The organism is Shewanella sp. CG12_big_fil_rev_8_21_14_0_65_47_15 (assembly GCF_002783505.1).
GTDB lineage: Bacteria > Pseudomonadota > Gammaproteobacteria > Enterobacterales > Shewanellaceae > Shewanella.
Genome location: NZ_PFGL01000051.1, coordinates 26,551 through 44,961, shown reverse-complemented (window position 1 = coordinate 44,961; position 18,411 = coordinate 26,551). Strand labels below are relative to the sequence as shown.

The 18,411-nt window shown below is 46.2% G+C and carries 17 protein-coding genes and 2 pseudogenes; 7 read left to right on the top strand and 12 right to left on the bottom strand.

The window, feature by feature from the left end; genetic code table 11:
• Nucleotides 1–132 precede the first annotated feature (132 nt).
• Complete coding sequence (locus COW15_RS14345) at nucleotides 133–1,266, bottom strand: hypothetical protein (protein WP_293633201.1); 1,134 nt, start codon at nucleotides 1,264–1,266, stop codon at nucleotides 133–135.
• Between the two features lie 169 nt (nucleotides 1,267–1,435).
• Here COW15_RS14345 and COW15_RS14340 point away from each other — a divergent pair, with 169 nt between their 5' ends.
• On the top strand, nucleotides 1,436–2,074 hold the full coding sequence (locus tag COW15_RS14340; RefSeq protein ID WP_293633200.1) for an ERCC4 domain-containing protein: 639 nt from the start codon (nucleotides 1,436–1,438) through the stop codon (nucleotides 2,072–2,074).
• A gap of 28 nt (nucleotides 2,075–2,102) precedes the next feature.
• Here the strand turns inward: COW15_RS14340 and yjjG are convergent, their stop codons facing one another.
• Nucleotides 2,103–2,786, bottom strand: coding sequence for a pyrimidine 5'-nucleotidase (gene yjjG / locus COW15_RS14335; protein ID WP_293633234.1), 684 nt, complete (start codon nucleotides 2,784–2,786; stop codon nucleotides 2,103–2,105).
• A 403-nt stretch (nucleotides 2,787–3,189) separates the two neighbouring features.
• On the opposite strand from yjjG, the gene COW15_RS14330 reads away from it, so the two are divergent.
• Nucleotides 3,190–4,086: a LysR family transcriptional regulator gene (locus tag COW15_RS14330; RefSeq protein ID WP_293633199.1), complete on the top strand. Its 897-nt coding sequence runs from the start codon at nucleotides 3,190–3,192 to the stop codon at nucleotides 4,084–4,086.
• 103 nt (nucleotides 4,087–4,189) lie between these two features.
• Nucleotides 4,190–4,666, top strand: a complete 477-nt coding sequence (locus tag COW15_RS14325; RefSeq protein WP_293633198.1) for a PD-(D/E)XK nuclease superfamily protein — start codon at nucleotides 4,190–4,192, stop codon at nucleotides 4,664–4,666.
• A gap of 35 nt (nucleotides 4,667–4,701) precedes the next feature.
• Here COW15_RS14325 and COW15_RS14320 read toward each other — a convergent pair whose 3' ends face one another.
• The 5 genes and pseudogenes from COW15_RS14320 to COW15_RS14300 all read right to left on the bottom strand — a co-directional run bounded on the left by COW15_RS14320 (nucleotide 4,702) and on the right by COW15_RS14300 (nucleotide 9,025).
• Nucleotides 4,702–6,657, bottom strand: a complete 1,956-nt coding sequence (locus tag COW15_RS14320; RefSeq protein WP_293633197.1) for a DUF2075 domain-containing protein — start codon at nucleotides 6,655–6,657, stop codon at nucleotides 4,702–4,704.
• Nucleotides 6,654–6,884 carry a helix-turn-helix transcriptional regulator gene (locus COW15_RS14315; RefSeq protein WP_293633196.1) on the bottom strand — a complete coding sequence of 77 codons (231 nt, stop codon included), beginning with the start codon at nucleotides 6,882–6,884 and terminating at the stop codon, nucleotides 6,654–6,656. The genes COW15_RS14320 and COW15_RS14315 overlap by 4 nt, the downstream gene beginning before the upstream one ends.
• Before the next feature lie 184 nt (nucleotides 6,885–7,068).
• A pseudogene (locus COW15_RS14310) lies at nucleotides 7,069–7,337 on the bottom strand (hypothetical protein); the annotation flags it as partial.
• A gap of 120 nt (nucleotides 7,338–7,457) precedes the next feature.
• Nucleotides 7,458–8,723 (bottom strand): type II toxin-antitoxin system HipA family toxin, encoded by a 1,266-nt coding sequence (locus tag COW15_RS14305; RefSeq protein WP_293633195.1) that lies wholly within the window; start codon nucleotides 8,721–8,723, stop codon nucleotides 7,458–7,460.
• Nucleotides 8,720–9,025, bottom strand: coding sequence for a transcriptional regulator (locus tag COW15_RS14300; protein ID WP_248993318.1), 306 nt, complete (start codon nucleotides 9,023–9,025; stop codon nucleotides 8,720–8,722). The genes COW15_RS14305 and COW15_RS14300 overlap by 4 nt, the downstream gene beginning before the upstream one ends.
• 267 nt (nucleotides 9,026–9,292) lie before the next feature.
• Between COW15_RS14300 and COW15_RS14295 the strand changes: the two are divergent.
• A pseudogene (locus tag COW15_RS14295) lies at nucleotides 9,293–9,820 on the top strand (DUF4143 domain-containing protein); the annotation flags it as partial.
• A gap of 90 nt (nucleotides 9,821–9,910) precedes the next feature.
• Here the strand turns inward: COW15_RS14295 and COW15_RS14290 are convergent.
• Nucleotides 9,911–11,026 carry a Fic family protein gene (locus COW15_RS14290; RefSeq protein ID WP_293633194.1) on the bottom strand — a complete coding sequence of 372 codons (1,116 nt, stop codon included), beginning with the start codon at nucleotides 11,024–11,026 and terminating at the stop codon, nucleotides 9,911–9,913.
• Between the two features lie 307 nt (nucleotides 11,027–11,333).
• Between COW15_RS14290 and COW15_RS14285 the strand changes: the two genes are divergently transcribed.
• A complete protein-coding gene (locus COW15_RS14285; RefSeq protein WP_293633193.1) occupies nucleotides 11,334–12,161 on the top strand; it encodes a sulfotransferase family protein in 828 nt (275 codons plus the stop codon).
• 23 nt (nucleotides 12,162–12,184) lie between these two features.
• Here COW15_RS14285 and COW15_RS14280 read toward each other — a convergent pair whose 3' ends face one another.
• The 4 genes from COW15_RS14280 to COW15_RS14265 all read right to left on the bottom strand — a co-directional run bounded on the left by COW15_RS14280 (nucleotide 12,185) and on the right by COW15_RS14265 (nucleotide 17,164).
• Nucleotides 12,185–13,609, bottom strand: coding sequence for an MFS transporter (locus tag COW15_RS14280; RefSeq protein WP_293633192.1), 1,425 nt, complete (start codon nucleotides 13,607–13,609; stop codon nucleotides 12,185–12,187).
• A gap of 43 nt (nucleotides 13,610–13,652) precedes the next feature.
• On the bottom strand, nucleotides 13,653–14,717 hold the full coding sequence (locus COW15_RS14275; RefSeq protein ID WP_293633191.1) for an aminoglycoside phosphotransferase family protein: 1,065 nt from the start codon (nucleotides 14,715–14,717) through the stop codon (nucleotides 13,653–13,655).
• Nucleotides 14,710–15,582 carry an NTP transferase domain-containing protein gene (locus COW15_RS14270; RefSeq protein ID WP_293633190.1) on the bottom strand — a complete coding sequence of 291 codons (873 nt, stop codon included), beginning with the start codon at nucleotides 15,580–15,582 and terminating at the stop codon, nucleotides 14,710–14,712. The genes COW15_RS14275 and COW15_RS14270 overlap by 8 nt, the downstream gene beginning before the upstream one ends.
• 139 nt (nucleotides 15,583–15,721) lie before the next feature.
• On the bottom strand, nucleotides 15,722–17,164 hold the full coding sequence (locus COW15_RS14265) for a hypothetical protein (protein WP_293633189.1): 1,443 nt from the start codon (nucleotides 17,162–17,164) through the stop codon (nucleotides 15,722–15,724).
• A gap of 243 nt (nucleotides 17,165–17,407) precedes the next feature.
• Here COW15_RS14265 and gmk point away from each other — a divergent pair, with 243 nt between their 5' ends.
• Together gmk and rpoZ are read left to right on the top strand one after the other, a co-directional pair.
• Complete coding sequence (gene gmk, locus COW15_RS14260; RefSeq protein WP_293633188.1) at nucleotides 17,408–18,031, top strand: guanylate kinase; 624 nt, start codon at nucleotides 17,408–17,410, stop codon at nucleotides 18,029–18,031.
• A 58-nt stretch (nucleotides 18,032–18,089) separates the two neighbouring features.
• The gene (rpoZ, locus tag COW15_RS14255) at nucleotides 18,090–18,368 is read left to right on the top strand and encodes a DNA-directed RNA polymerase subunit omega (protein ID WP_007651394.1); all 279 of its coding nucleotides are present in this window, start codon (nucleotides 18,090–18,092) and stop codon (nucleotides 18,366–18,368) included.
• Nucleotides 18,369–18,411 lie beyond the last annotated feature (43 nt).

The window sequence follows — 18,411 nt, the reverse complement described above, 5'->3', positions numbered from 1 at the left end:
AACTGCAATCTAATAAATAAAAACCCTGATTTATCAGGGTTTTTATTTAGGTAACTCAATCTAATTCACTTTTAATAAAGCAAAACGCATCACTCGATCACAGCGCCATAGCTATGTGAATTAAAAACTAAATCAAAGCGATAGCACAATTTTCTGTAGTGGCTCTAACCGTTTAATCAGTGCTTTACGCTGTTTATTTTTGCTAATAAAAACATCAAATTTTTGCTTAAACACACTGGTAGATAGTTTTAGCTGGTAGGCATCAAACAACACTTGCAATGTAAAGCTGGCATTATCATAGCCACTGGCACACCCACGAGCCGCCTCCTCAAAAGCACGATCCCAATGGCTTTGATGCGCTTTATAAACCGCTTCAAGATGCTCATTACGTAATAACGTCTCACGAGCAAGACGCTCGGCCTCTGCCGTGAGCTCTTCTTGCATCACTTCTTTTTCTGCTACATGCCAGAAGGGATGCAACGATGCAACGGTTACCCAGTGGGAGTACTCTATTGGTGTTTCTTGCGTTCTGAGGAGCGCATACGCATCCGCCGCAAATATTTTCCCTTCATCAAATAAGCGACAAAGCAACGCGTCCTTGTCGGCATCCGTTAGCTTAGCCACCTGCTGCTGTGCCGTTAATACTGTGGTTTGAGGCGAATGTGCAGGCATTGACTGCAACAAAAGATGTAAAGCACGTATCGATTGCAAAGGAATGCCAAAAAGGGCGGTAAATGCCAATTGCGCCGGTGTTAACTGGTGAAAATCAAAGGCTATAAGTGGCAGTGGTTTTAGCCTTGGATCATCATAGGCTCGACTTAACCAATGAAAATACAAAACGCGATAATCGCCAGCGAAGAGTTCTGCCCTCAGTGCCGCCAAATGAAGCATAAAGGATTCGGCATCTTCATCGTCACGGTAGTGATCGTCTTCCTCTAAAGAAAATATCAGTAATTGGTTCTGTTCATTTTCGACAAGAGACACATAACACTCAGCATTTATTACCTTGAAATCATTGGGGATTGTACCGGCTGGCAATTTAAGATACGCATTCACTTGTCCCCAATTGGCGTAATAAATGCCAATATCAAAAAAATCCATCATTAATTCTTCGGGATCGGCCTTTAAATCACCGTAATGATATTGAACACAAAAGGAGTGGCTGGTGATATCTGCTCGGCTAGAAATATTTCTTAATCTATTCCGCTGTGGGACCGATAAGCTACTGTTAACACATTCGAATCGATAATACTGATATTCACTCATGGCTAGCTCACGTTGATTTTCTAGTTCTGCATTATGGTGGCAGGTCGAACTGACGCACTTCATCTTAAACTGAGAATTTACAAAGCTGAAGACAACTTTGGTACTTGTGACTCAGCCTGACTACACTCATAACAACCCTGAATGTGTCACTCGGCTAAGGTCACTAAAATTGGCTGCAGATAAAATTCCCCTCTTTTATGACGATAGAGAACATGCAGAAACCATCCTCTATGAGCTGTCACTGCACGAAGATCTCTCGCTCATCAAAAAACGCCTAAAATTGGGTGATTATCAACTCAATGATTGGCTAATTGAACGCAAAACCTTGCCCGATCTCGTGCAATCCCTATGTGATGGGCGCTTATTCGCTCAAGTTGCTAGACTAGCCGCAAGCTCAAGTAGCGCAGCACTACTTATCGAAGGCTGCACTCAAGATATCGCAGGTTACCAGATCCGCAGAGAGGCGCTTATCGGAGCGCTGTGCTCCATTTCAATCAATTTCCATATCCCAATACTTCGCAGTTTATCGCAAAATGAAACCGCCAAAATACTGTATTTTTGCGCCACTCAGTTAAATCGCAGAGAAAATGAATTAACCCTCACGGGACGTAAGCCCAAACGCAAGAAAAATCAGCAACTGTTTATCTTGCAGAGCCTTCCCGAGGTCGGCCCTAAGCTTGCCAGCAGGCTGCTGTACCACTTCAAAAATATCGAGGCCGTTTTCACCGCTCCCGAAGAGGCATTAATCCGAGTCGAAGGCATAGGTAAGGAAAAAGCCCGAAAGATCCGTGAAGCGCTAACAGATTGATTTGTAAATTATTTTAAAGTTATGCCGTTTACACCCCGAGCAACAGGCTATGCAGTTCTTGATGGGAGCGCACTTGATAGTGCGGCACGATCCCGGCGGGCACATCGTGGCCGTGGACGTTATACCAGCAGGTATGAATACCGGCATTGATGCCACCTTGAATATCGGAATGCGGGTTATCGCCGACCATAAGCACAGTTTCGCGCTCAGGATGCCCCATCAATTCAAAGGCATGTTCAAAAATGCCCACATCGGGTTTGGCCATGCCGACTTTTTCTGAAATCACTAAAATATCAAAATGATGCTGCAAGCCAGTACGCGCTAAGCGCACAGTTTGTAGCTCGGTAAAACCGTTGGTGATGATACCCAATTTGGCTTTCCCCTGCAGCGCAGCTAATAATTCACGGGCACCGGGTAGCGGGGCACAAATCTCGGCCATCGCCGCTAAAAAGGCGCTATTGAGCGTCATTGCTGATACCGCTAATTTGGCCGCCCACGTTTCGAAACGTGTGATTTGCAATTCGGCGGCGGTGATTTTACCGTCTTGATAATCGACCCAAAGTGGTGTGTTAACTAACTGATATTCATCAAAATCGGCTTGAGTAAAATCGACCCCAAAACCGGCGAACATCAGTTTAAGCCCTGCAAAGGCATCAAAATAAAATAGGGTTTCATCGGCATCGAAAAGCACCCAAGTATAGGGTGTGGCCATGAAATTAGTTTGGCTTGAGGACAAGATAACACTCCTAACGAAAGATAAAATGTACTGATTAATCAGTAAAAGTCTAAAAACCACTAACAGTCGCAGTATCGAAAACCGCTACGCCGTACCCGATTAGCTAAGCCCGAGATAAATCAGGAGCATCATTCAAATGGGGTAACGAACTTACAGAACCCGCGATCACATTCTATTAGTGAGGGCACATTTTTTGTTGCAAAATAGTCTACAGTCTTTATCTATCATTGATAATACCGTGCCAATGCAACCTATCGTTGAGCATAACTCAACAGTAAACACACTCTACCTTATTTATCACTCAGAGAGTTTAGTTAAAGACCGATTAAATCGAATGGAAATTCAGTAACCTACCTCGCCTCAACAGAATGGGACGCATATGGAACATTTTTCAGCTCTGCCGATTTTTGTCACTGTGGTCGAATGTGGCAGTTTTTCCGCTGCGGGGCAAAAACTCGGGCTAAGCAAATCGGCCATCAGCAAACGCATCACTCTGCTAGAACAACATTTAGGGATTCAACTATTACAACGCACTACGCGCAGCTTGAGTCTAACGGACGCGGGGGCGCGTTATTTCGAGTATGTTCGCCCTGCGGTGCTGCTCACCCAAGAAGGATTGGATGCCATCTCCGAACTACAGCAAACGCCTAGAGGCAATCTGCGAGTTTCAGTGCCTATGGTGTTTGGTCGCTTATATATTGCGCCATTAATAGCTGAATTTTTAAGGCGTTACCCAGATATCCAGCTACAAATGCAGATGGATGATAAGACAACCGACTTAATTGCTGGCGGATTTGATCTGGCGATTCGCATCGGTGAACTACCCGATTCCAGCCTGATTGCCCGCAAGTTGGCACCTTGTTTAAGCGTGATTTGCGCATCCCCTAGCTACCTTGCTCTGCATGGCTTACCAGCCACACCTACGGTATTAACCCAGCACAACTGTTTGTTTTACTCATATTTTCAAGATGGTGTGGAATGGACCTTCCACAGTCCCGAAGGGGCGCAGCGTATCCAGCCTAAGGGCAACTATCAGGTCAATAATAGTGATGCCATCCACCAAGCCACACTCGACGGTTTAGGCATAGCCAACCTGCCCCGTTTCATGGTTGACGCCGACTTACAAGCAGGTCTCCTACAAGCCTTGCTCGCAGACCATCCCCTCCCCGAACATGGCATTTATGCCGTGTATCCACAGCGAAAATACCTCCCAACCAAAGTGACGGTATTGATTGAATTTTTGATGGAGAAGTTGGGGAGTAGCAAGTTTGGATAAATTTCAAAGTGATAGAACAATTTTGTGTAGTGGTTCTAACTGATTGAAAATCAGCCACTCTCAATGCTACATTAAAGGGCGATTTAATAACCAAGGATGGAGAATGAACCAAGAATCACTTTTTGAAGATCTACCTGAAGTCGACTCAGGTAAATATGAAGCGAGCATGTTATCCAATCAGAAGTTTTGTGATCAAGTAGAACAATCCCTTGTGGCTCTAGGCTTTTGTGAATCACAAGGTGTTCCGTCTCAAAACGAGTTCCTTAAAGGTGCGCCTTATACAGATATGTATGGTGGAATTCGAAAGGCAGCCTTCTTAGTACAACACCAAACGCTAGGAGCAGTCCGAATTGAAGCTCACAAGCAAGAGCAAAGCGGCTCTGTCGATCAAAAATTTCCTTTTTTCCTAGAGTCTCTTCGCCTCGCGCCAGAGCACAATTTAGTCATTTTACTCGGTGGTAAAGGCTATAAACAAAAAGCTTTTGACTGGATCAAAACGACTGCGAGTAATATTCAGGACAAACAAGTCAAGGTCTTTGGAGATCTTGATGAATTCATTAGCTTTTTTGTTTCTAAATAATTTAAAATGGCGGATAATTCCGCCTCTTATTTACGCTAAATAACACCAACCCCACAATCTATCAAGTACTTATAAGTATGATCATAAAACTTGGGATCTCGAGTCTCATCTGATTTATCGCCTTTAGGCACAAATATCACCATGCCCTGACGAGCCCTCGTCAACAATACGCGATAAGCATTTTCAAGATATCTCTTACGTACAGCTTGATGTCGCATTTCCCATTTAGTTCCTCTAAATTCCCAATGCTCAAACACTTGGCCGTTGAAACGATAATCTGCATCCCAAGCCACAACACACCAATCTAGCTCCAGTCCTTGTACATCAAACTCGGTGGCTACATCCTCTAAAAACTCGGCAGAACGAATATCTTCAACTCCACTTAAAAACCACTTAGCAGGATCTATCTCATTCTTAACGAAAATGCCCTCAGCTTTAAGCCGAATGCCTTTAGAAGAAGCAAGCAGCCCCATCGATTCATTGGCTCGTTTGTGCTGCTTAATCCAAGCTTTGGCCTTAGCTAAATCGCGAGTAACTTTGATTGGGTAGACATGCTCTATCTCTTTATAGAAGCTAACTGCAAGTCCGCATTGCCCAGAAACCAAGTAATGAACAAAGCTCGATAACTTTTCAGCACGGAAAGATCGCATGGATGTGGCAAGATGTAAGTTAGGTAAGACACTCGCCCTTGAAACCGCATTCAGGTCTACGCCCATTGAGACATACTCACCAGACAATAAAGCGGTGGAAAAATAGACATCCCAATCTAAGAACCTGTCCTTAAGTGCGTCCAACCAACCTGCTAGGCCTGCCTCACCTTTATTAATCTCCTGCCCACCACCGACTAGCGCAATAATAAATGCCCAGTCTTGACGACGGTCCATTACTTCGATGAGAAACTCAGGCTCTGATTTATCAAAGTCGACAATACCTCGCTTACGACGCATAAAATCGCTTGCCTGCTCTTTATCCCACGCCCGTTGAGCCTCATCAAATATGGCCACTTTTTCAGGCGGCACACCACCATGCAGATATTCATCCCTAAAGCGATGGATATTTTGAATAAATGATTCTGTCTCCTTTCTGGTTGCGCTGATTGACTCACCAGTTCTAGAAGATCTATCCCTAGCTAAGGCTTCCTGTAATACCGTCACTAAAGGCCCATTACCACTGAGGAAAACAGAATACTCATTCTCTTCCCTATTTGCGTGAATACTCGCAATATTAAGCCCAACAAGAGTTTTACCCGCACCCGGAACGCCGGTAACGAAACAAATTATTTTTCGCTTATTGATACGAGCATCGTGAATCAACTGAAGTAATTGCTGACTCGTTTGCCCAAGATTTTGAGTATCCGCTTCACTACGAGCAATATCTTCGACTTTATGCTGCGCATATAGCGCTTGTGCCGCTTCGATAATAGTTGGTGTCGGCAAATAACCAGAATCAGCCCACAGCATTGGATCAAAAGGAGATTGATTCAACTGTTCAGCGATTTGACGCATGCTTGAAAACAATTCACAGGGTGAAATACACAAGGTCGAAGCAACATTATCGTCGGCGAATACGGGATCTTTCGATTGGCTCATCGCTTTGGTGGCAACAAGCAGAGGAACGAGATATTTATCATGACTACCACGATGAAAGTTCTTTAAATCTAAAGCATATCCATGAGTTTGCCTCATATCTGCAGCGGTAAATACTTTTGCGCCAACTTTAAATTCTACAACAAAAACAGTCCCTTTAAATATCATCACAACATCGGCACGTCGTCCCATTCGTGGGATCATAAACTCAATGAAAATATGCCCTTCTCGCTCAACGCTCTCGACCAAGGAACGTTTGAGAACTTCAATTTCAGCACACCAAGCACGAGTTTGTGTATGCAATAAATGCTGAGTATGGAAACGTGATATCTGTCCGGTAATCGTATCGGGCTCTGCTGAGAGAAAATCTTTAAAACTCGCCGAATAAAATGCTCGTTGAGTCATAATGCTCCCTCAACGGTAAAATCAAGAAGTTGTTTCGCAGGGATATCTAAAGCACTGGCAAGCTTAAAAAGATTGATCAAACTAACATTGCGTTGCCCACGTTCAATGCCGCTGACATAGGTTCTGTCCATGTCAGCTTTTAATGCAAGCTGCTCCTGAGAAAAAGATCTCTCAAGTCGCAAACTTTTTAGATGAGTACCGAATGAGGTAAGCAAATGATCTTCCATGAATAATCCTTTGAAGAGTTTTCATGATGATCTTTACTTGTAGACAATACGTCTACGGACTATGAGTCACACTCAATGCCTAGCACTTAATGATTTGGATATCACATCACACAGAGCAATCACTCACAAAATGCAAAATGATTGTTACCCTGATTACATTTAGACGGCAAATTCCGCAATCTACTTAGCAACCACTCGGCAATAAGTACCTCGTACTTCGGCCGCCGGCGTCGGCTTTCACTCACTTTCTATCCAACATCATCCTGTTCGACCATTTGCGCAAGATGACGGGTGGCGGTGGCGCGGCTCACCTTAGCGACCTTTTGGTACTGGCTACTACTTTTGATACTGGCTACTATTAGTCCCTAATTCAAAATCGCCATCTAACATCCGATTGAGCACTTTGGCTTGCTCTTGACTCAATAAGGATGGGTCGACACTTTGCCAATACTGCCGCAAATGCCCAAGGGGTGGTGTGTGGGTTGGAACAGATGAACTGAGGAACCAAGGAAAAAGTGAAACTATAACTTCATTTTTATCATGATAGTGAAAATATAGTTTCACTTAATGTCATTAAACGTTAAACGCTGATTCCTTCATGGCTTGCTCGGCTCGGCTGATCCCTAGTTGCATAGCAACGGTTTGCCATTGCTTAACCGCAGTTAATACTTCATCGTAAATTTGAGTGGCTTGGGTTTGAGAAAGCCGAAAGAAATCTTTTACGTCAAAGGCTAATTGATAGTCTAAGGCGTTGTCTGTATCTGTAATGTTCAGGTGTAGGCCATGCTTACCAACAATGGGGTTTAAGTCATAAGCAGGTGATAACTTCCAGCCATTCTTTGCCAGTAAAAAACCATGGTTACGCAGGTGATCATCCGTATTGGACACCGCAATATTAAACACGATACGACGCCATAATTGTGCTAAGTCAGCTTCTGTTTGTGCGCCCTGAGTGGAAAGAAACTCAGCAATCTCTAAGTAGCTGGCACCTTGAGATTGTTCACCATCATAGTATTGTAGTTGAGACATGGCCGATGAGAAATGCAGCCGTAACTCCCCTTGGCGGTCAAAGCGTTTTGTTAAAAAGGTATGGTGCTGTGATGAAAACTGCCTGATCTCACTTGGAAACATGTCAACACCTGCCGCCAAAGCCAATTCATAACAGACCATCTCCCACGCACCTACATCATGGGTGTCGTTTAAATTGGGAAACTTGGCAATCCACAAATGACCTTGTTCATCTGTCACACAAGCCTTGGGCCTTGCACCGCCCAGTGATGAGCCTGGAGAAATCAACATCTTTAACCAGCGATAATACTCGTCACTATCGATGTTATCATCATTTTCAATCTGCATGGCGGCGTGCTCTAGTTCACGCAGTGACGCCATCGGCGGCGCAGCAAACTCAGCATTGTTATCCAAGAAAGGGGCATCCAAGAGAGCATCGGAGCCTGCTCGCTTAAATCGGATCCCTCCCATTCGGTAAGAATCATGTACGCCCAGCAGGTAGTCCAACTCGTTTAATCGGCTCGTTGCCCGAATGCCCTTGCGTGCTTCAATAGCCGCACGCCGTTGCATCAAAATACGACCCCAACGATCAGGGGATGAATCGAGAAAGGCACGGAAGTTCTTATCGGCTTCGTCATTGTAGAGTTCACCTGAGTGAAGCGTCAGCATAGGATCTATTTGCAAGCGATAAGCTGAGGTTAGAAACGCTTTATCGTAGGCAAAACTAAACACACCACCTCGGCTTGAATCACTGTAAGCAAGCTGCCCTATTAGCAGTGGCGCTTCAATTGGCTGCCAGTCGGCATAGACTTCAACGATTTCACGGCTCATCTTGAACCTTCCAGCAATTTTATGTTTTGCAGCTTGATACCGACTTCGTCGTGAGCGGCCATTTCTGCAAAGTTGCTCTCCATTCCAAGTACAGCCATGACCTTCAAGTAAGTGCCAATGGCAACACCCGGATCACCTGCGAAGACTTTGTTCACGGTTTTATGATCGAAGCCAGTTCGCTCACACAGTAGCTTTTTAGTAAAACCACGTCGCTTCATAGCCAACAATAAGTCCTCACCAAAATGGGTAAGGATTTTTAGCTGTTTTGGAAACAGCACATTGTGCAAATCACGCTTAGCCATAACACCAACCAAAGGGACTATATTCTCACTATTCAACCATTAATGGGAATATAGTCCAACCTAGTCAATTAAACAACTATCACGGACAATAAAGTGGGACTGTATTCCCATTTTTATAATTAAAATAGGATTAATATCCCACATTAAAGTATTTCATGCACGATGGCTAGGTCGATAGTACGAAAAACTGAATACCAGAAATCACCAAATCACACTTTTACGCGCATAAAAATGAAAAATCCCGCACTTTTATGCGCGTAAAAGTGTAAATCTCGTTATAGCGATTTTGAAACCGCAATCCATTGGCTTAACTGTTGCCGCTTAGCCTTGCCGAACTACCCTATTGAAGGGTTGCCGAAATCGCCTCTGGCGGCCTATAAAAAAGAGAATATGATCAAGCTGTTTCTGTTTGATGTGGGCCTACTCAATCATATGCTGGGTAGCAGTTATAAAGAGATCAAACAACAAAACTATGAATACAAAGGGTATGTGGCAGAAAACTTTGTGCAGCAAGAACTCTCCGCCATTGGCATTGACCCAAGTTATTCATGGAACGACGCCCGCGCCGAAATCGAATTTATTTTGGCGACGGATGAAGGGGATATCATCCCTGTCGAAGTAAAAAGTGGCAAACGCACAAGAGCTAAATCGCTACAGTCATATATAGAGAAATGCAATCCACATAAAACGATCAAGTTGACAGGAACTCAAGGCTCGTCGGCCCTTGAGCAAAAACATCTCGTTTTTCCGCTGTATTACATTGAGCATGTCGTTAAGAAACACTTATTAAGCTAAATGATCCGTCGCCAAGCCCCTCAACAGCTAGCTTCAACAACTTGAGGTTGCTTAGCCATTTATCTAGCGAATTAAGCTCATTGAAACAACCTATTTCCCACTCGGCAATAAGTACCTCGTACTTCGGCCGCCGGCGTCGGCTTTCACTAAAAAGCGCTGTTCGACCATTTGCGCAAGATGACGGGTGGCGGTAGCACGGCTCACCTTAGCGACCTTTTGATACTGGCTACTATTAATCCCTAATTCAAAATCGCCATCTAACATCCGATTGAGCACTTTGGCTTGCTCTTGACTCAATAAGGATTGATCGACACTTTGCCAATATTGAGTTTTCCGCAGAGTCTTGTTCACATCTGCCATCGCATTGAGTAAACAATCATTGAGGGTTTCAAAAAACCATACTAACCAAGGAGTAATATCGACATCGCCCCTTTGAGTAGACTCTAAAATGTCATAGTAGGCTTGGCGATGGGCAAGAATACTGACTGACATAGCGTAAAAACGAATTGAGCGTTTTTCCGCTTGCGCCAAGGCTAAATCGGTCAATAAACGCGTGATTCGTCCATTACCATCATCAAGCGGATGCAGAGTCACAAACCAAAGGTGAGCTATCGCCGCACGGATAAGCGGATCTAAACCCAGATCTTGCCTTGATGCATTAAACCATTCAATAAACTGCGAGAGTTCAGCGTCCAAAGTGGCTCGAGAGGGTGCCTCAAAATGCACCGTTGGTTTATCAATCCGGCCAGAGACAACTTGCATAGGCGTATCGCCTCGCAGCGCTCCACCAATAACTGGGTTAAACAGCGTATAACCATGGGGAAATAACTGTTTATGCCAACCTAATATCCGCTCGAGGGTTAACTCAGTCTCTAAATTTTTTAAGGCATCGAGCATAATGTCAGCTAAACCATCGGTTTGTGCTGTGGTCGGATAAGACTTGTCTTCGGACACGCCGAGTTTTTTAGCCAAGGATGAGCGCACCGAAGCCGCATTGAGCTTTTCACCTTCAATCGCACTGGAATGGATAATGTTAGCGAGCAAGGTGTCGAGTGCCGCCGCTGACGTTAATTGGCTGTCGTCGTGATTTAGCATTTGTTTGCCAAGCAGTTGACCCTGATTGAAATAGACCTGACGCAGCAAGGCATCAACACTGCTGGCATTCCAATGAAACTTAGGCCAATCGGCTTGCTGCCAAATCCACATATCTTACCCCATGAGTCAAATAACAAGCCTATTCTACTCACTTAATGAGGCGATTAACAAACCTATTTACCTCAAAATATGAGGCAAATAATACAAGTAATCGCCTCACCTTGCCCAACTGCTTATAGAATAAAGGGATTTATGCTATTGATGTGCTTCTACAGAGCAATGCAGACGCAACGACAGCTTTGCGCTGCCAAAACCTGTGGGCTGCGATATACTGCCGGCGTTGATAAAACACTCATATTAAAATCCAATTTACACACCAATAGCGACCACGCTGACAAGAATATGCTGAGCCCAATCCATGCCTGATAACGCAAATATTGCCACCTCTTGCCACTCTCAGGCTGACGATGCCACTGATGCGCTGCCCACTCAGCCACAGCGCGATTCGACTAAGCTGAGTTTAACCAAGTCGTGTTTAAGCAAGCCAAATGCAACCAAGCATGGAATCGTGGCAGCTGAGCGAAAAAATAAGATTATTATCATAGGCTTGCCTAGAACAGGGACGACCAGCGTGAGTGTGGCGCTATTAGAGCAAGGGCTTAAAGTGGCACATATGGCCTTTACCAAAGCCGCCTTTATGCAGGCAGATGCCATTTCCGATGCGCCTTGTTTTAGTGATTTCAAGCAATTAGATAAACTCTTTCCCGATGCTAAGTTTGTCTATTTAGATCGAAACTTAAGCGCTTGGGTGCCTTCGATGCAGATGCTGCTAAGCCGGATGTTGCCACATTTAGATGCCAAAACCGGCCGCTTCCATCCTATTATGAAGCGCAGTTTTCGTCATTGCTTCGGTGTGGGAGAAGTCCATAATCCACAGGATGAACAACATCTTATTGGCTGTTATCAGCGCCACCAAAGGGAAGTGTTTAGTTACTTTGCTAGGCGAAATAACTTCTTGAATATCGATGTTAGCCAGCAAGGCGCATTAGGTCAGCTGTTGCAATTTATGGCGCAGCCAACGGATACCACACCAGTTGAGGTCTGCCATCAAATAACAGAGTTAAGTTTTCCAAGGCTCAATATTGGCCGCAATGTGGCCAGTTGGGATGAATACAAACATCCCAATAAGATCAGCGCCAATGCCTCAGGGCCAGACAAGCGTAAATTCTTTGATTATAAAATTTAGGGGCTAGGAGCTAGATTCTAGATTTACTCACTATTTTTCCTGCGTTTTACCACAGTGAGCCAATCGAGACTCACGCCGGAAATCGCATTAAAGCCGCGGATACGGAAGATAAGCTGAAGTAACTGCGGCCTTGGCCGCACCTTAGGCTCGACCGCACGCGGAATAAACCATAGGGTCACTAAGGTTCGCATTAGGGTCGATACCAGAAAAACCACAAAAATCGGGCTTGTGAGCCAACTATCCCAGCCAGACCAAATCAAAAAATCCGCCGCATGGGAGGCAATTGTGCCTCCGACCATAGCGCCGACAAACACCAATCCCGCGCTGAGTGCGGCCTGTAGGGCAGCGTAAGTGGCAAAGTCACTACGAAAGGGACGAATATCGTAAAGGTAGTTGGCGGTACTTAAGGTAAAGCCACTCCACGCCAGGCCAGAGAAAGCTTGGATAGCTAAGATATACAAATAGTTATCAGAGAATAGCCACAGCAAGGGTAAACTTGGGATCATGCAACTGGTGATAATCATCACCAAACGATTACCGAATTGATCACTAAATCTGCCCCAAAACTTCAGAGTCACAAACTGGGTGGCTATCGAGGCCACACTGGCTAGTACAAACTCAAAGTAAGTAAACTTCAAATCTTCCAGCATATATACGGCAAAAAACGGTGCCGAAATCGCCACCATTGCCTGCATGCTAGCGACAAACAAACTGTATTGGCGAAAGGTTTTATCCTTCCATGCATCGCGAAAATGACCAATGGTCTGGACAAATACGCCGCGCTGTTTCGGCTCGCGGGGATCGGGATCGTGCATCTGCAGCAATAACCAAGCCGACACAAAACGCCCCATGGCGGCAATTGAAAACAACAAGGTAAAGCCTAGCCACGCCATCTGCATCGAGTCGGTGAGGGTAAGAATACCGCCGCCAATAAAGAACACACTCAAAGATGCGCCCATAGTGAGTCGCGTGCGCGCAGCAAAAAACGCACCGCGGCGGCGTTCGGGCACGATAGAGCCCATCCACGCCCGCCAATGGGGTTGAATTAAATTGATAAATCCATGGTAACAAACCGCTAAACCAATAAAGATCCATACCGCCTGTTCTGGGCCGAAAGCGGCTAGCGCGCCCATCGCCAGCACGACACAGGCCTGAAAGGCGGCACAAAAGACGATAAAAGTGCGGCGGGAGAAATGGCTTGCGAGCCAAACAGATAAGAGTTGGGAGAATGCGCCAAAGAGTTGCGGTAACCCTGTGACAAAGCCCATTTGCGCTAGGCTGGCACCGAGAAAAATGGCATAGGCATTGAAGAAGTTATCGCTGGTTGCCGTCATCATAGACGAGGCAACGGCCTCCTGCTGCGAGCGGCGCAGGGTGCATCTTAACCACGAATTGCGTTCGCTACGCCGCGAATAAGTTGATTCTGTTGGTGTCGCAGTGGAGCACATACCAAAGCACCTATATTCACGCGCTTACAACGCCAAGCGCTGGTTAAAAATTGGCTTTAAGTTCAACCTCTTGATCTAGCAGGCTCTGGTACAGGGTAAACTGGTTGGCCGCGCGATCTAGATTATGGCCTTCACGGTGGATATGGAAATACACATCACCGTTAAGATAATCCGTTAAAAAACGCACGCCTATCATTAGACAAATCACCCTAGCACCCAGCCATAGGCTGCGCCTTTCCTCCTCGGTCAACACTCCACCAAGCTCACTTAAATACCCCCGGCAAATCGCGGCGAAAATATCTTGGCGCACTTGGACTTTATCCAAGGCCGTTGAGTCTTCTTCCTCTGGCGAGCAGAAGGTGCGCACCATATCGCCAAAGTCATACATCAGATGACCCTTCATGCAAGTATCTAAATCAATAATCGCCATGCTGGACATGTCGCGTTTATCGAAGAGCATATTATTGATTTTAGTGTCGTTATGGCAAATTCGCAGCGGCAGTTTTGGCGATATTTCCGCTAATTCATCCAACAAAGCTTGCTGGGATAACGCATAATCGACCCAATGACGGCAGAGCGCTAAGCGATGTTGACTATCGAGTTCAGCGGCCTGTTTTAGCAAGGCCATACGTCCCGGCAAATGGTGGAACTGGGGGATAACATCCTCAAGCTGGGTCGCATCAAAATCACTTAGGGCCGAGGCAAAATGACCAAAAGCCTTGGCCGCCATTTCCGCCTGCTCTGCGGATTTGACCACCTCAATACTTAAGCTATGGGGTAAATAACTGATCGCGCGCCAAAAACCCTGCTCACCCAAATCAATAGCCAATTCACCCTCTTGGGTTAGGCAAGGGCTGACAACTTTAAGACCGTATTGCTGCTGCAACGACTTAGCACATAAATGATGGCTGATCTTATCGGCATTGCTGACGAGTGCCTGTGGTGTCTTAAACACTTGAGTATTAATACGTTGCAGCACTAATTCGCCTGCAGGCCAACGCACTAACAAAGTGTCGTTGATATGACCATTACCTAACGCTGAGATTTTTGCCTCTGTGGCTTCAATTCCAAAATGAGGCAACACTGACTGCCTGATGAGTTTAATCACTCAATAACTCCGTTAATTTTTGTTTTACCCAGACAGAGTCCTGCGGATAAGTCACGCCGAGCCAAGGCTCAGAGGCAACATCGACATATACAGGCAAACCTTGCTCAATTCCCGCCTGGACTATGGCGGGCAAGTAACATTCAGATTTAGGCAGTTTGCCCTGCTGGCCTATAAATGCCGTTAATTCCTGTTTAATAACATCAAAAATACTTGGGGAGAAGCCCCAGCACGTCATCGACACCAAAGACTGCGGAGGAAGTAGCGCCAATCCCCCAGGGCCTTCGCCGACAAAGCCATTATCACACGCACGGATATTGAGCCATTCAGCCACAGATTTAAGCAGGCCATTCTCGACCTGACACAATCCGCGATTTACCCCACCATGCTCCGATAACGTGAGCGCTATGGGATAAGCCACCATCATCCACTCCGTCGGCCTTGACGTTAAGCCTTTGGCTAACGAGACAAAAGCGCTATCAGCATAAAAATCATCGGCATTGATCACCGCCATAGGACCTTGAACGAGGTGGCGCGCACACCAGAGCGCATGGGCCGTGCCCCAAGGTTTAAGCCTGTGACTATAGTCTGGCAACTGCGCGGCCTCGGGCAAATCAGTGATGTTTTGATAGCAAAAATGGTACTCAAAATCGGCGGGCAAAAACCGCGTCAATATCCCAGTTAATTCAAGCGCTAACTCAGGACGGATCACTAATACCGCACGCTTAAATCCACTGCGGATCGCAGACATGATCGACAATACCAACATGGGCTCGCCCGCAGGGCCGAGGGCAGCTAATTGCTTGTCGCCGCCAAAACGGCTGCCTAGCCCAGCCGCCATAATGACTAAGGTCAATTCAGTATTCATGTTGGGTTGATATATTCAGTTCAAATTTAAAGGTGTTTCCCCAAACCGCAGCGACCTAAACAACCTAAAGTACGGTTTGAGAAAAAGAGGAGCAAAAGTGTAATCTACCCCTCCGATTGTGACTAGAGTATCGGCGCCATTATTGGGCTAAATAATCAGCAAATGTACGATTTTGTTCCAAAATCGCTTGGCTACCCTTTAAGCTAAACTTGTAACCGCATAGGCCAATGCTGCCGCGGCGGGCAAGGTCAACTATGATACCTGCGCTATCCAGAGGTGAAAACCGCGCTTCAGTAGCCGAATCCGCTTTCAAATCAACCGTCATAGGGCGATACTCAGTGCCATTATTAAACACTAAGGCGCGGCAGGTCTTATCCCCCTGCGCCGTGGCTAATGACCAAATATTTTGCGCTTTACCCTGCTCACCCAACCAACGCATGATCAATACATCACCCTCTAAGGCGACAGAGAACCCATCGGGCATTTCCAAGGTCACTCTATCGCTTGCAATAGGAGCAACAGGAACCGCACTCACCACTTGAGCCTGTGCCTGTTCATCACTGTTTGGCCATAGTCCCCACACCAAAACCACCAACATCAGTCCACCTAAGCCTATTGCCGCAGGACGCCAATAGCGGCGGTTCGGCATAGGGAGTCTAGGCAACACTAAATAACGGCGATAGGGTGAAAAAAACTCAATTAGACCACGGAACAACTCCGTCATAGAGCCTGAATCTTTGGCCTCGGCGCGGCGACGGCGCATTTCTTCTGCGTCCTCGGCCTGGTTAATACTATGGGACTCATCATCGGGATCGAAACGCCACACGGGCTCATCACTCAGATCGGCGGGATCTAAAGGAGCGTGTCGTGAATTGGCGTGTTGTAAATCCACCTGAGCGAGATCCACATCAACCACTTCAATATGCGTTTGTTGCACGCGGCTTTGATTTGCCGGGCGAAAATCTGCTTGAGCAGCAATAATGGCATCCTGCACCACAAAATCCGCCGGATTTTGGGTCATTCTGGTTAATTCATCGAAACGCAATTCATCTTGACGTAGCGCCTCCAAATCCACCTCAGCCGATGTGGCCGCGCCCGTAGGCTCGGTTTGGGAATAGGTTTGCGCCGTCGCGGCGGTTTTAGGAGTCAGCACAGGCTCCACTCGGCGACGGGGTATGGCTTGTGAGGTGGGCGAGTCTAACGCTGGGCCGTAATAGCCAAAACGATAATCCACTATGGTTGGCGAAGGTAAACGAGCGCCCCAAAAGGTTGCCCCTGCGGCTAACACTAACCCCAATATCGCAATGAAAGGCGGCGCCCCAACAATTAACAGCGCAAGATATACAGGAAGCGGTAATACTAATAAAGCCGCTAAAAACTTAGGCTTATTGGCATCCATTAAACGGCGCAGGCTAGTTAATGCCAGTAGGGGCAAGCCTAATAGCGCCAATAAATACATTAAGAAATTTGCCCCAAACCCTGCAACGGCAAGGGAAATGCAGACATAAACGCCCACACTAATAGCGGCAAAACGGGGACGGGAATCACGCCCGTGAAGGCAGAAAAGAGATTTTAACAGCACGACCCTTCCTTAATAGTTGAATAATTCAAGCGCAAACACGACTATCAATGTCGTATGGACACGAGCGTAACGAATTTAGCCGCAATTGTCAGTGCCTACGGCCCTAGTTGGATAAAAATGCCCATGAAAACGTCAATAGACTTACATTGCCGAACAACAAGCCCTAGCGTTTATAGGGTCAAAATCTGTATAATGCTCGGCTTTCTGGGCCCTTGTTGCGTTAACAAACTGGATATTTAGCTCATGACCGCACGCGGAAATTTATTTATTGTGTCGGCACCCAGTGGTGCTGGTAAATCCTCGCTGATCTCGGCACTGCTTAAAGATAAGCCCACCGATATGCAGGTTTCGGTATCCCATACCACCCGCTCTCCGCGCCCAGGCGAAGTCGATGGTCAACACTATCATTTTGTTAATGTTGAACAATTCAAAGCGTTAATTGCTGAAAATGCCTTTTTTGAATGGGCAGAAGTGTTCGGCAATTACTATGGCACCTCGCGCCATGTGATTGAACATACGCTCACCCAAGGTATCGATGTATTCCTCGATATCGACTGGCAAGGTGCCCAGCAAGTCAAAGCCGTGATGCCAGAGGCCGTTGGGGTATTTATTCTGCCGCCATCGAAAGCCGAGCTAGAACGCCGCCTCACTGGCCGCGGTCAAGATAGCCAGGATGTGATCGACAGCCGTATGGCCCAGGCCGTATCGGAAATGTCACACTTTAAAGAATATGATTTTATTATTGTCAACGACGATTTTGACACCGCCCTCGCCGATCTGCGTGCCATCATTCGCAGTCAACGCTTAACGGGAGCTAGTCAGATCCACGCGCAAAATGATATGCTTAACGATCTGTTGGCAGGCTAACTGCCTTAGTGTACAATTTTGCGTCATTTTTTCCCTAGATAAACTGGAGTTTCAACACATGGCTCGCGTAACTGTAGAAGACGCCGTAGAACAAATCGGCAACCGTTTTGATATGATCTTGGTTGCGGCGCGTCGTGCTCGCCAAATCGCCGTGCAGGGTAAAGACCCTATGGTTGAAGAGATGAACGACAAACCCACGGTTATCGCCCTGCGTGAAATCGAACTCGGTTTAGTTAACGCTCACACCTTAGATGCCGATGAGCGTCAAACCGTGCGTGAACGTGAAGCCGCTGAAATTGCAGCGGTTGCAGCGATTGCTGAAGGTCGTTCACTATAAGCGTTATTGAGTAAAACCTGTTTAGGTAAAAGGAGAGCTGCCA